Source organism: Streptomyces sp. NPDC006314, assembly GCF_040613075.1.
Classification (GTDB): domain Bacteria; phylum Actinomycetota; class Actinomycetes; order Streptomycetales; family Streptomycetaceae; genus Streptomyces.
The window spans coordinates 89,540-101,894 of record NZ_JBEXRL010000008.1 but is presented as its reverse complement, the minus strand read 5'-3'; the positions used below and the strand labels follow the sequence as shown (position 1 = coordinate 101,894).

General features: G+C 74.3%; 10 protein-coding genes and 1 pseudogene. 4 read left to right on the top strand and 7 right to left on the bottom strand.

The window, feature by feature from the left end; all coding sequences use genetic code 11:
- Positions 1 to 123: 123 nt before the first annotated feature.
- Positions 124 to 1,161, top strand: coding sequence for a lactonase family protein (locus ABZ079_RS16735; RefSeq protein WP_356940173.1), 1,038 nt, complete (start codon positions 124 to 126; stop codon positions 1,159 to 1,161).
- Between the two features lie 108 nt (positions 1,162 to 1,269).
- Here ABZ079_RS16735 and ABZ079_RS16730 read toward each other — a convergent pair whose 3' ends face one another.
- The 4 genes from ABZ079_RS16730 to ABZ079_RS16715 form a co-directional block, all read right to left on the bottom strand.
- Positions 1,270 to 2,193: a hypothetical protein gene (locus ABZ079_RS16730; RefSeq protein ID WP_356940172.1), complete on the bottom strand. Its 924-nt coding sequence runs from the start codon at positions 2,191 to 2,193 to the stop codon at positions 1,270 to 1,272.
- Positions 2,194 to 2,335: 142 nt separating this feature from the next.
- Positions 2,336 to 3,331 (bottom strand): BadF/BadG/BcrA/BcrD ATPase family protein, encoded by a 996-nt coding sequence (locus ABZ079_RS16725; protein ID WP_356940171.1) that lies wholly within the window; start codon positions 3,329 to 3,331, stop codon positions 2,336 to 2,338.
- Positions 3,328 to 4,005 (bottom strand): uracil-DNA glycosylase, encoded by a 678-nt coding sequence (locus tag ABZ079_RS16720; RefSeq protein WP_356940170.1) that lies wholly within the window; start codon positions 4,003 to 4,005, stop codon positions 3,328 to 3,330. Before ABZ079_RS16720 ends, ABZ079_RS16725 begins: the two co-directional genes overlap by 4 nt.
- 140 nt (positions 4,006 to 4,145) lie before the next feature.
- A complete protein-coding gene (locus tag ABZ079_RS16715; RefSeq protein ID WP_356940169.1) occupies positions 4,146 to 5,234 on the bottom strand; it encodes a sialidase family protein in 1,089 nt (362 codons plus the stop codon).
- A gap of 272 nt (positions 5,235 to 5,506) precedes the next feature.
- Between ABZ079_RS16715 and ABZ079_RS16710 the strand changes: the two genes are divergently transcribed.
- A complete protein-coding gene (locus tag ABZ079_RS16710) occupies positions 5,507 to 6,097 on the top strand; it encodes a hypothetical protein (RefSeq protein WP_356940168.1) in 591 nt (196 codons plus the stop codon).
- A gap of 121 nt (positions 6,098 to 6,218) precedes the next feature.
- Here ABZ079_RS16710 and ABZ079_RS16705 read toward each other — a convergent pair whose 3' ends face one another.
- Both ABZ079_RS16705 and ABZ079_RS16700 read right to left on the bottom strand, forming a co-directional pair.
- Positions 6,219 to 8,204 carry a HEAT repeat domain-containing protein gene (locus ABZ079_RS16705; RefSeq protein WP_356940167.1) on the bottom strand — a complete coding sequence of 662 codons (1,986 nt, stop codon included), beginning with the start codon at positions 8,202 to 8,204 and terminating at the stop codon, positions 6,219 to 6,221.
- A 156-nt stretch (positions 8,205 to 8,360) separates the two neighbouring features.
- Positions 8,361 to 10,046 (bottom strand): acyl-CoA dehydrogenase family protein, encoded by a 1,686-nt coding sequence (locus ABZ079_RS16700; protein WP_356940166.1) that lies wholly within the window; start codon positions 10,044 to 10,046, stop codon positions 8,361 to 8,363.
- Between the two features lie 63 nt (positions 10,047 to 10,109).
- On the opposite strand from ABZ079_RS16700, the gene ABZ079_RS16695 reads away from it, so the two are divergent.
- A complete protein-coding gene (locus tag ABZ079_RS16695) occupies positions 10,110 to 10,937 on the top strand; it encodes a PaaX family transcriptional regulator C-terminal domain-containing protein (protein WP_356940165.1) in 828 nt (275 codons plus the stop codon).
- A gap of 79 nt (positions 10,938 to 11,016) precedes the next feature.
- Here ABZ079_RS16695 and ABZ079_RS16690 read toward each other — a convergent pair.
- Positions 11,017 to 11,658, bottom strand: a pseudogene (locus ABZ079_RS16690) (pectate lyase); the annotation flags it as partial.
- A gap of 140 nt (positions 11,659 to 11,798) precedes the next feature.
- Here ABZ079_RS16690 and ABZ079_RS16685 point away from each other — a divergent pair.
- Positions 11,799 to 12,344 carry a hypothetical protein gene (locus tag ABZ079_RS16685; RefSeq protein ID WP_356940164.1) on the top strand — a complete coding sequence of 182 codons (546 nt, stop codon included), beginning with the start codon at positions 11,799 to 11,801 and terminating at the stop codon, positions 12,342 to 12,344.
- Positions 12,345 to 12,355 lie beyond the last annotated feature (11 nt).

The following is a 12,355-nucleotide window of genomic DNA, read 5'->3' as shown; positions in this document are numbered from 1 at the left end:
GGCGATCGGTGGGCTTCCCGAAGAACCGTCCTGTCACCCCGCCTCTTGGTCTAGACCGCCGTTGATCGACTGCTACCGTCGGCCCCGGACCGGCTCGACTGGCTCGACCGAGAGGGGACAGTGGTGGCACAGGACGGCAGGACGGACAGGCCCAGGGCGTTCATCGGCTCGTTCACGGCGGCGGGCGGACCCGGACTGGTGACCGCGGAGGTCGCGCCGGACGACGGGGCCCTCACCCTCGTGGCCGCCGTGAAGGACCTGCCCGACCCCTCCTACCTTGCCCTGGCGCCGGGCGGCACCACGCTGTACGCGGTCAGCGAGACGGCCGAGGGCGCAGTCGCCGCCTACCGCCTCAACGGCGACCGGCCGGAACTCGCCGGGCCGCCCGTGCCGGTGGACGGCGGCGAACCCACCCACCTCAGCCTGTACGACGGACACGTGCTGACCGCCAACTACGGCTCCGGCAGCGTCACCGCGGTACCCGTGCGTCCGGACGGCGCTCTCGCCACCAAGCCCTCCGGTCTCCTCCAGCACACCGGTTCCGGCCCGCACGACCGGCGTCAGCGCGGCCCGCACGCCCACCAGGTGCAGCCCGACCCCAGCGGGCGGTGGGCGGTCAGCGTCGACCTCGGCACCGACTCGGTCCGGGTCTGCGCCCTCGAGGAAGGCGCCCCCGTCCTGCACCGCGAGTTCGCCCTGCGCCCCGGCTCCGGTCCCCGCCATATGGCCTTCCACCCGGACGGTGAGCACGCCTACGTGGTCAACGAACTCACCCCGACGGTGACGGTGTGCCGCTGGGGCGCGGCGGACGGCTTCCTGAAGCCGCTGACCGAGATTCCCCTGCTGCCGGGCGCCCCGGCCGGCGACGCCTACCCCTCGGGCATCGTGGTCTCGCCCGACGGCCGCTTCGTGTGGACCGCGACGCGCGGCGAGGATGTCCTGTCGGTCCTCGCCGTCGTGGGGGACGGGCTCAGGCTGACCGGCACGGTGCCGTGCGGCGGGCAGTGGCCGCGCGCGCTGGCCGAGCGCGACGGGTTCCTCTACGCGGCCAACGAGCGCTCCGGAGACGTGAGCTGGTTCGCCGTGGACGAGGCGACCGGGCTACCCCGCTACGACGGCTCGGTGCGGGTCACCGCGGCCTCCTGCGTCGTCTTCGGCTGACCCGCCGGCCCGGGGAGGTGTCGGCCGGACACGTCCGGCCCCGGGCAAGGCGAAGGGCCCGCTCCGCAGACCGGAGCGGGCCCTTCGCCGTACGGATGCCGTGTCCGGTCAGCGGACCGGGGTCCCCTGCGGCTGCTGCGGGACGATGCCCAGCGCCGTCGTGTACTTGGCGAGCGCGAGCTTGCCGATCGCCGGGTACGCGCCGAGCGCCTCGGCCGTGGCGCAGCCCGCCTCCTCGGCGGCCGCCGCCAGCAGCCCCGGGTCGATCTCCGGGCCGACCAGGTAGGGCGCGAGGGCCAGCTGCCGCGAGCCGGCGGAACGCAGCTGCTCGGCGACGGAGGAGATGGAGCCCTCCTGGTCCAGGGCCGCCGCCATCACCGGCACGGCCAGACGCGCGGCGAGCAGCATGCCGGTGATCCCGGCCGCCTGCACGGCCTCCTCGCCGCCCACGGAGGCCAGGATGATGCCGTCCGCGGCGGTGGCCACCGTGAACAGCCGGGCACGGTCGGCGCGGGCCAGGCCCGCCTCGGACAGCCGCACGTGCAGCGCCTCGGCGAGCAGCGGGTGCGGACCGAGCACATCGGTCAGGTCGGCGGCGACCCGGCTGTCCATCACGGACTGGCGGATCTGGCGCACCAGGGCGCTGTCCGGACCGGCCAGCAGCGGCACGACGACGGCGACCGGGCCGTCGGGCTCGCTGACCTCGACACCGGCGGCGACGGCCTGCTCGTAGCGGGCGCTGCGCTCCTCGGCGGCGTGCGCCAGCACGGACCGAAGGGTGGGGAACTCGGCGTCGTCCCCGTCCACGTAACCGATCCGGGCGTGCAGGCCGGGCAGCTCGGAGCGGGCGATGCTCACGACCTCCTCGGCGAGGCCGCGCGTGGCGGGGCTGGGCGCACCGGGCACGGCGAGGACGAGCGCGGGCGCGCCCTCGGGAGCCACCAGCGGTTCCGGTCGGCGGTGCCGTCCGGGCTGGCGGGGTCGCGGCATTCGTACTGGCAGGCCGGACGCGGGTCCAGTGGGGGAGCTCATGGCGCCGCATGTTACTGGCTTGCCGGGCTCTCCTGTTCGGGGAGGGTGCAGGTGAGCGGTATCCGTCCGGTTTTGTCTGATGAGTTACGCACGAAGGGCATGTGTTCCGGGTGCATTCCGGATACATGGGACGACAGTGGGATCAACTGCCTTTTGTGGGGACCTCAGTCGCCGTGAGGGGGGTCACGTGGAGCATCGTCGGTTCACCCGGCAGGGTGAGCCGACCGGCCGCGAGGTCGGTGGCGATCCGTACCGAGCCATGCAGCGGATCGCCCCCGGCCGGCACCTCCCGCATGTGCGGCAGCCTGCTCGCCAACTCCTCGCGAAGGGCTACGAGGAGGGTGCCGCCCAGCTTGAACAGGCCGCCCGTGAGCGCCACCTCGGGCTCCCCCTCCACCGGGCACACGGCCGCGGCCGACTCGGCCATGTGCCGGGCCGCCGTGCGCAGGATGGCCGCGGCGACCGGGTCGTGCGCGGCGCACGCGGCCACCCGGGGCGCGAAGGAGGCCAGGACGGCGGCCCGGTCGGAGCGCGGGTACACCAGGCCGGGCAGGCCGGGCATCGCGCCGAACTGCTCCTTTGCGCAGGCCAGCAGCGGTGCGGAACCACCGTCCCGGCCGTCGTACGCGCGCAGCGCCGCCTCCAGGCCGGCCCGTCCGATCCAGGCACCGCTGCCGCAGTCGCCCAGCAGATGCCCCCAGCCGTCGGCCCGCCGCCAGCCCTGCAGGTCGGTGCCGACCGCGATCAGTCCGGTGCCCGCGGCCAGCACCGCGCCCGGACGTGGCCCGAGGGCACCGACGTAGGCGGTGACGGCGTCTGCGGCGAGTGCCACCTTCCGCACGCCCAGCTCCCGGCCGAGGGCGCCGGGCAGTTCGGCGCGCAGGGCGTCGCCCAGGGTGGCGAACCCGGCGGCGCCGACGACGGCCGTGCCCAGCTCGTCCACTCCGGCCTCCGCGGCCAGGGCCCGGGCCAGCGGCAGGAGTTGTGCCATCAGGTGGGCCGGATCGATGCCCCGCGCACCCGTGCGGACCGGTTCCCGGGTCTCCCGCCGAGCCGAGGGCTCCCGCCCCGGGACGCCGACGGCGACCCGGAGGCCGGAACCGCCGGAGTCCACGGCGAGATAACCGGGCGCGGTCATGGCAGACGCCAGTCCACCGGCTGTCCTCCCTGCTGGATCAGCAGATCGTTGGCCCGGCTGAACGGACGCGAGCCGAAGAACCCGCGGTCGGCCGACATGGGCGAGGGATGCGCGGACTCCACCGCCGGCAGTCTGCCCAGCAGCGGACGCAGATTGCGGGCGTCACGGCCCCACAGGATGGACACCAGCGGCTTGCCCCGCGCCGCCAGCGCCCGGATCGCCTGCTCGGTGACCTCCTCCCAGCCCTTGCCACGGTGCGCCCCCGGGCTGCGCGGCGCGGTGGTCAGCGCCCTGTTCAGCAGCAGCACGCCCTGCTGCGTCCAGGGTGTGAGGTCGCCGTTGGAGGGCTGGGGCAGCCCCAGGTCGCTGTTCAGCTCCCGGAAGATGTTGATCAGGCTCGGCGGCAGCGGGCGCACGTCGGGCGCGACCGAGAACGACAGGCCCACCGCGTGCCCCGGCGTGGGATACGGGTCCTGACCGACGATCAGGACCCGTACTTCGTCGAAGGGCTGCTGGAAGGCCCGCAGGACATTGGGTCCGGCCGGGAGGTAGGTGCGTCCCGCGGCGATCTCCGTGCGCAGGAAGTCGCCCATCTCGGCGATCCGTCCTGCGACGGGTTCCAGGGCCTTCGCCCAGCCCGGTTCGACGATTTCATGCAACGGTCGTGGTGCCACGGGCGTCACCCTACTGCCGGACACCGGCCGGCGATCAACCGATGGCCGGAGCCGGACGGAGTCCCTCACCGCTGCCGTGCGCGGTCAGCCGTCCGCCCGCAGGTACGCCCGGGGCAATGCCGCATCGCTCGGCGCCGCGGTCAGCCGACCACCGCCGCCCGCACGCACAGCACGTCCGGCAGATGCGCGGCCAGTTGCCGCCAGCTGTCGCCGTCGTCGGCCGAGGCGAACACCTCGCCGTTGCGGTTACCGAAGTACACACCCGCCGGGTCGGCGTCGTCGGTGCACAGGGCGTCCCGCAGGACCGTGCCGTAGTGGTCCTTTTGCGGCAGCCCCCTGGACAGCGGCTCCCACGTTCTGCCCGCGTCCGCGGTGCGGAAGACCCGGCATCGGTGATCGGCGGGCACCCGGTCGGCGTCGGCGTTGATCGGGAAGACGTACGCCGTGTCGCCCCGGTGGGGATGGGCGGCCACCGCGAAGCCGAACGTGGACGGCAGATCCGCGCCGATGTCGGTCCAGTGCCCGCCCGCGTCGTCGCTGCGGTACACCCCCCAGTGGTTCTGCAGATACAGGCGGTCCGGGTCGCCCGCGTCCTTGGCGATCTTGTGGACGCACTGGCCGAACTCCGGGTCCGGGTCCGGCAGGAACACCGCGGACACACCCGAGTTGGACGGCTTCCAGCTCCCGCCGCCGTCGGTGGTGCGGAACACGCCCGCCGTCGAGACGGCCACCGTCACCACCCGCGGGTCGCGCGCGTCGGTCACCACCGTGTGCAGGCCCTCACCGCCGCCGCCCGGCACCCACCGCGAGCGTGTCGGATGCTCCCACAGCGGCCGGACCAGCTCGAAGCTCTCGCCACGGTCCTCCGAGCGGTACAGCGCGGCCGGTTCCGTGCCCGCGTACACCACGTCGGGCTCGGCGGCGGCCGGGTGCAGCTGCCAGACGCGCTCCAGGGAAGCGCCGGTGTCCTTGGGGAACCTGACGGCGGGCTGCGGCGGTTCGGTCCAGGTGCGGCCCAGGTCGTCGGAGTGGAACACCGACGGGCCCCAGTGCGTGCTGTCGCCGCCCGCCAGCAGCCGCGGCCGGGCGCCCCTGGTGTCGATCGCGACCGAGTAGACCGCCTGCGCGTTGAAATACGGACTCTCGTCGAACTCCCATCCGCCACCGCCCCGCCGCCGTCCCACGAACAGGCCTTTGCGGGTGCCCACCGCCAGCAGTACCTCGGTCATGCCGATCACCTCCGGGACGCCTTCGTCCGGGTAGCCGTCACATATCGGCCAGTCTGCACCCCAGCACTGACACTCTCCCCTGGAGTGCGCGTCTTTGCAGGTCACCGCTGTGTCGCCGGCCCGCGACGAAGATCGGCCGGTTCCGTTCCGGCATGCGCCTGCGCGCAACGGGTGTCTCGTGCGACCGTCGGGGAGACGGCTCGTCGTGAGCAACGGAGCGATCTCTCCCGTATGGGAGGGCGGTCCGGCCGGTCGGTGCGCTCGTGAGGAGGATGCCTTTGAAGGCGTTCCGTGGTCCGAAGGTGTGGCTGTGGCGCTGGCGGCGCAACCCGCTCAAACGCCGGGCCGACACGGTGGAGACCTGGGTGGTGCTCGGCGCCTGGCTGCTGACCGTTCTGGCCGGGGTGCTGGCGGGTCTCACGGCGGCTCGTTCGCTGGAGCGGGGACTCGCCCGGGAGCGCGCCGACTGGCGTCCCGCCGTGGCCCGCGTCGTCGATCGGGTGCCGGGATCGTCCGCCGCGCACCGCCACGTCTCCTCCGGTGAGCGGGTCTGGGCCAAGGTGCGCTGGACGGTGGCCAGCGGTTCCGCCCACACCGGCCGGGTCAGGGTGGATCCCGGCAGCGAGGCCGGCACCCCGGTCACCGTCTGGACCGACCCCCGGGGTCATCTCGTCAGCCGGCCCGCGTCCGCTGCCGAGGCCGCCTTCCGGGCCGCTCTCACCGGCGGCCTGGTCGGCGTGAGCGCAGCCGCCGTCCCCTTCATCGGCGGTCTGGCCCTGCGCGGCCGGCTGGAGCACCGCCGGATGGAGGCATGGGACGCGGAATGGGCCCGGTTCGGGCCGCAGTGGGGGCGGATGGTCTGACCACCGTCGTGCACTCGGCCGTGGACCGGTGCTGTCGGGGAACCGCGTCCCGGACGCCCGGTTGTCATCGCCTGGCGAGCGGCCGGTGAACCCCGAGTGCGCGCAGGGCCGTGCCGGGCCCCTACGTCCCCGCCAGCACCTCCCGGCACGCTCTGAGCAGCGCCTCGTCCTCGGGGACGTCATGGGGGCCGCCGTACCCGCTCTCCCGGGCGGTGTGACGACGGGGGGCGGCCAGTTCGGCCACCACCAGGTCCCGTAACGGCGCGGCCGCCGGGCCCATCCGGGCGAGGTATCCGGCGATCGGGCCGCGGGCCCGGGGGGACTCCGCCCAGGCGGTCCGCAGCACCGGCAGGACGGGGTCGGGGTCCGCGCCGATCCGCCAGAGCGCGTACGCGGCCGACGTCCGCTCCCGTACCGGACCCGACCGGACGGTCCGGCGCAGCTCCGGCAGGGCGGCGCGGGCGGCCGGGCCCAGCCTGCCGAGCTGCCGGGCGGCAAGGTGGCGGCTCGCCGGGGCTCCCTCTCTCAACTCCCGCACCAGGAGGGGAAGTACGGCGGCGGCATCCCGGTCCGCCGACCACAGAGCGCCCGCCGCGGTGACCGCGTGCCGGGTGCGCAGCAAGGCATGGAGGAGCGGTGTCGCCCGCGAGGCGGCGCCGAGCGCCTCCACCGTCTGGATCGCCTGCTCCGCGACCGCGTCCCGTGCCCCCAGGCCGTCGGGGGCACCCGACAGCAGCCGCAGCACCTCCGGTACGGCGTCCCCGTCTCCGACGGCTCTGACCGCCGACAGCAGCGGGGCGGCGAGCCGGGCGGCGGAAGGGGAGGCCAGGGGGATCCCGCCGAGCCGGTGCCGTAGCGCGGGGGCGAGCGGTGACGCGGCCCGGCCCAGATGCGCGATTTCGAAGCCCAGATCGGGGGGTGCCGCCGGACCGGATAGCAGCTGGGCGAGGGCCGGGACCGCCCGTGGATCGCCGGTCCTGGCCAGCGCCTTGAGCGGGCAGCCCAGCGTGGGGGCGCAGCGCTCCCAGCGGTGCGTCCACAGGTCGGGCCGGGCACGCACCAACGCGTAGAGATCGTCCGCGGCGGGCGCGGCAAGGGTGAACAGTTCCGCCAGGACCGAGCCTGCCGCCTCCCGTAACCGGTCGTGCTCCGTGTCCAGTTGGGCGCCGAGCAGCTCGATGGGTCCGGTGTGGTCGCCACGCCAGCCACGGAACAGCCCCGCCGCCATCCACACGGCATTGCACCGGTCCACCGGGTCCGGACTGGTCAACTGCCCGGTGAGCAGGGCGATCCGGTCCTCGACCCGGTCGCCGAGCGCGGTGTGCAGGGTGCGCAGCAGGCGAGAGCCCTCCTCGTCGGAGGGGCGCAGGCGCCGTATCCGTCTCACGAGGGTGTCCGTGCCGGCGTGCCGCGATGCACGGACGCGGTGCGCGGACCGCTCCCGCAGCAGTCGGACCGCGGTCGGCACCAGGTCGGCGGGGAGCCGGCCGGGCGCGCCGAGCGCGAGCTGTCCGAGTGCGGCGAGCCGCAGCCCCGGGGCGTACGGCGGCGCGCTCTGCTCGGCCAGAAGGTCCACCGCGGCGTCGGCGTGCGCGGGGTACCGGCGGACGAACAGGCCGAGCGTCTCCGTGAGGCCGAGCAGGACGTGGTCGTCCCGCTCGGCCCGGATGCGGCGCCGTAACAGGTCCAGGGTCCGGACGGGCTCGTCCAGGAACCGGACGAGGGCGCGGGCAGCCGCTCCGCGCACCGCCGGGTCCGGATCCCCCGTGAGGGAGACGAAGCCCTCGGCACCCGCGACCACCGCCTCCCGCCCCCGCGCGTTCCCGTCCGCGCTCTCCGCGCCGATGCTGACCAGCAGTTCCACGAGGGCGCCCCGGTCCGGCACCTCCTCGCGGGCCGTGAGCGCGAACAGGAACGGGACGCAGGCCAGCGTCGAGTCGTACACGTTCCCCTGATGGTGCACGGCGCCGTACATCCCGTCGAGGGCGGTCGCCCGCTCGGCGGTGTCCGCGGATGCCAGCGCCCGTAACCAACCGGGCACGTCCTCCGCGCTGCCGTACGCATGCCGCAGCGAGGCCCAGTCGACCTCGTCTATCCCCGTGAACACGTTGTCCTCCCCCAGGCGATTGCCACCTGATCGCGAGTCTGCACCACGGCACTGACGACGCATCGGAACCGCACTCTGACTGTGTGCGATCCGTCGGCGGTCATCGGCCAGGGGCGTCGCCGCGCGCCGGACCCGGGAAGGACGCCTGGGAGGGGATCACTTCCTGTCGGGCAGGGAGCGCTCCAGGATGGCGTCCAGGCCGGTCCCGGCGGGCAGCGTGCCGAACGCGTGCCCCCAGTCGCCGCCGAGCCGGCTCGCGCAGAAGGCGTCCGCGACCGGGGACGGGGCGTGCCGGACCAGCAGGGAGGCCTGGAGGGCGAGGGCCATCCGCTCGACCAGCCGGCGGGCACCCCCCTGATCGGTTTCGGTCAACTGGTCCTTCAGCCCGGTCACGGCCGCGTCCAGGCGGGCGTCCGCCCCGCGCGCGAGGGCGAGTTCCGCGAACAGTGCCTCGGCGCTGTCCGGTTCACGGCCGAGGGCACGCAGCACATCGAGCGCGTTGACGTTCCCGGAGCCCTCCCAGATCGACAGCAGCGGAGCCTCCCGGTAGTGCCGGGGCATGCCGGACTCCTCGACGTACCCGTTGCCGCCGAGACATTCCAGGGCCTCGGCGGTGAACGCCGGGCCCCGCTTGGTGACCCAGTACTTGCCCACCGCGGTGGCGATCCGACGGAACGCCCGCTCGCCCGTGTCCCCGCGCACCGCACGGTCCGCCGCCCCGGCCAGCCGCAGCGTCAGCGTCGTCGCCGCCTCCGACTCCAGCGCCAGGTCGGCCAGGACGTTGCGCATGAGCGGCTGGTCCACGAGGCGGGCCCCGAAGGCGCTGCGGTGCCGGGTGTGGTGGCCCGCCTCGACGAGCGTCTTGCGCATCAGGGTCGCCGAGGACATCACACAGTCCAGCCGGGTGCAGTTGACCATCTCGATGATGGTCTTCACACCCCGCCCCTCCGGACCCACCAGCCAGGCCACGGTCCGGTCGAACTCCGGCTCCGACGAGGCGTTGGACCGGTTGCCGAGCTTGTCCTTCAGCCGCTGGATACGGAAGGTGTTGCGGCTGCCGTCCGGCAGGATCCGCGGCACCAGGAAGCACGACAGCCCGCCCGGGGCCTGCGCGAGCACCAGGAAGACATCGCACATCGGTGCCGACGTGAACCACTTGTGCCCGCGCAGCGTGTACACACCGGGCTCGTCGGTGGGCGTGGCCGTGGTGGTGTTCGTCCGGACGTCGGAGCCGCCCTGCTTCTCGGTCATGCCCATCCCGGCGAGCAGCCCGGGCTTCTCGGCCGGCACCCGCAGCTCGGGGTCGTACTCCCGGCTGGTGAGCAGCGGCTCGTAGACCTTGGCCAGATCCGGCTGCGCCCGCAGCGCCGGCACGGCGGCGTACGTCATCGACGTCGGGCAGCCATGACCGGCCTCCGTGTGCCCCCACACCAGCCCGCCCGCGGTACGGGCCACATGGGCGCCGACCCGCTCGTCCGCCCACGGGGTCCCGGCCAGGCCCTCGGCGACCGCCGTGCGCATCAGATGGTGCCAGCTGGGGTGGAACTCCACCTCGTCGACACGGTGGCCGTAGCGGTCGTGGGTGCGCAGGACGGGCTCGTACCGGTTCGCCAGCTCGCCCCACTCCTGCGCCTCCGCGCTCCCGGCGCGCGCCCCGAGCCTGCGGATGCCGCCCTCGGCCCAGCCGGCGCCCTCCCGGCGCAGCCCCTCCAGCAGGGCCTGGTCGTCGGAGGCGTCGTACGGGGCGAGCGGCGGGGCCTGGTTGGTGACGTCGTGCGTGGCGAACTGCGGCTGAGGCGGCGAAGGCGGCGACTGCGCGGGAATCGAGACCATACGCGTCATGTTGCACTCTTCCTGCGGCTGTAGCAATGATGCAACAAGGAGGCGCACGTACAGTACGTGCCCATGCGCATGAACATGTCGGCGGAGCCGGAGGGGGCCGCGCTGCGGCCGCTGTCCGCGCGCTCGGTCGTGCTGAGCCTGCTCCTCGGCGCGCAGCCGCCGGAGCTGCCCGTGAAGGACCTGGTCCGGCTGGTGGAGCCCTTCGGGGTCGGCGGCTCCACCCTGCGGGCCGCACTGAGCCGGATGGTGGCCGCCGGTGACCTGCGGCGGACGGACGCCGTCTATGGGCTCAGCGACCGGCTGCTGGCCCGCCGGCGCCGCCAGGACGAGGCCGTGCACCCCGGCACGCGCGCGTGGGACGGGGACTGGGAGATGGTGGTGATCACGGCGACGGGCCGCGGCCCGGCCGAACGCGCCGACCTGCGCGCCCGGTTGACCGCCCTGCGGCTGGCCGAACTGCGCGAGGGCGTGTGGCTGCGCCCGGCCAACCTCGACCGTCCCCTGCCGGGCGAGCTGCGCGATGCGGCCGGGACGTACACCGCACGCCCCGACGAGCCCCCGCGCGACCTGGTCGCCCGGCTCTGGCCGCTGGACGCATGGGCGGCCACCGCACGTTCCCTGCTCGACCGCGCGACCGCGGCCGGGCAGCCGGCCGACCGCCTCACCGCCTACGCCGCCTCCGTACGGCACCTGCTCGCCGACCCCGTGCTGCCGCCCGCCCTCCTCCCCGCCGACTGGCCGGGCGAGACCCTGCGCACGGCGTACGCCGACTACCGACGGGAACTGGCCGTGTCGCTGGGCCTCGGGCACGCGGAGCAACCGTCGCACGGTCCGCGGATCACCGAGGTGCGCAGGAGCGGACAGCCCTCCGGCCCGGTGGGGCGAGCCTGACAGCGACGGTCGAGAGGGCCTGCCGGCCGGCGCGCTGGGGGCCGCCGCCGGCGTGGGCGACGGCCCCTTGGGCTCGGGGGATGTACTGCTGGCAAGGAGCGGTCTTCTTGCTGGTGTCGCCGACGACGGTGATGTTCCTCAGGGTCGCGCTGTCGCCGTCGTCGGTGTTGATGCCGACGAGCTTGCTGCCCTTGTAGGTCGCCTCGATGCCGTTGAGGTTGATCGTCCGCTTGTACCGCGTCTTGCAGTTGCCGCAGGAGCGCGCGAAGGTGCCGAAGTTCCGCACGGCGAAGCCGGAGACGTCGAGCGTGCCGGCGCTGTTGAACCGGAACACCTTGTCGCCGGCTCCCTTCGCCCCGCCGCCGCTGACGGTGTGGACGATGGAAGACGACGAACCGAGGAAGGTGGCCGCGTCCTCGCCGACGTCCTCCCACCGGACGTTCTACAGGGTGCGGCTGCCCAGGCAGTGGATGCCGTCCGCGGCGGGGGCGCCGATGATGACGTTCTTGACCACCGCGCCGGGTGCCAGCTCCAGGAGGGGTCCCCGGTCCTCGTCCTGGCTGCCGGACCCCAGGTCGCCGGTGCCGTACAGCCGCTTCATCCCGTAGTCCTTTGGGTCGGAGACAGGGGTGGTGGAGGAGGCTCCTTGGCTGCCGTTGGCGGACGGCCAGGTGGCCGCGCTCGCCCGAATCCGACATCTGCCAGCGCGGGCGGGGCACAGGGCTGTGTGGCGGAGGGTGGCGCCGGGGCGATCGGTGGCGTTCCCTGGAAAGAGCTGGCGTTTCCCGTCAAAGGAGGGGATGACCAGCGCGGTCGAGGGCACTCGGTGGGCACGGCAAGGGATCTCACCCGAGGAGAGTCATGGCTGAGCAGAAGTCGTCGTCGACGCTCACGGCGCCCCTGCGCGGCGCGGCCTCGGTACTGCGCAAGGTGCCCGGCGCCGGGACGGTGAGCAGGGCGGCGGAGGAAACCCTGGACAAGGTCGGCGCGGTCTCGCCCCGCGGCCGGCGCATGGCCGTGTACGCGGGGGCCGGGCTGCTCGGTGCCGCCGGCGTGGTGGAGTGGCCCGTGGCCCTGACCGGCGCCGCCGTGGCCTGGCTCACCCAGCCCCGGCCCGCGCATCCGGCGGAGGGCGAGTCCACACACCGTCCCGAACCCGCGCATGACATCGGCACCGCGGCGTTGAGGTCCGGCCACGGCGGCGGGAGCCCGGGGCACGACCCGGCGGCCGGAACACACTCCGGCCGCGCGACGGTGGCCGGAGACGCGATGCGGCCGGGCCACGCCGAGGCGTCCCGGACCGGCAAATCCCCCCAGGCCGAACCGCCGCGGTCCATGGCGCCGGAGCCGAAGCCGTCCTCCGGTCCGCTCGGCCCGACGGCGCGGCCCGACCGCACCTCGCTCTGAGGAGGAACACG

Bases quoted from the DNA above. Each gene is read 5' to 3' on its own strand.
- ABZ079_RS16730 (WP_356940172.1), bottom strand. From the start codon at position 2,193: ATGAGCTCCCCCACTGGACCCGCGTCCGGCCTGCCAGTACGAATGCCG.
- ABZ079_RS16725 (WP_356940171.1), bottom strand. From the start codon at position 3,331: ATGACCGCGCCCGGTTATCTCGCCGTGGACTCCGGCGGTTCCGGCCTC.
- ABZ079_RS16715 (WP_356940169.1), bottom strand. From the start codon at position 5,234: ATGACCGAGGTACTGCTGGCGGTGGGCACCCGCAAAGGCCTGTTCGTG.
- ABZ079_RS16710 (WP_356940168.1), top strand. From the start codon at position 5,507: ATGCCTTTGAAGGCGTTCCGTGGTCCGAAGGTGTGGCTGTGGCGCTGG.
- ABZ079_RS16700 (WP_356940166.1), bottom strand. From the start codon at position 10,046: ATGACGCGTATGGTCTCGATTCCCGCGCAGTCGCCGCCTTCGCCGCCT.
- ABZ079_RS16695 (WP_356940165.1), top strand. From the start codon at position 10,110: ATGCGCATGAACATGTCGGCGGAGCCGGAGGGGGCCGCGCTGCGGCCG.
- ABZ079_RS16685 (WP_356940164.1), top strand. From the start codon at position 11,799: ATGGCTGAGCAGAAGTCGTCGTCGACGCTCACGGCGCCCCTGCGCGGC.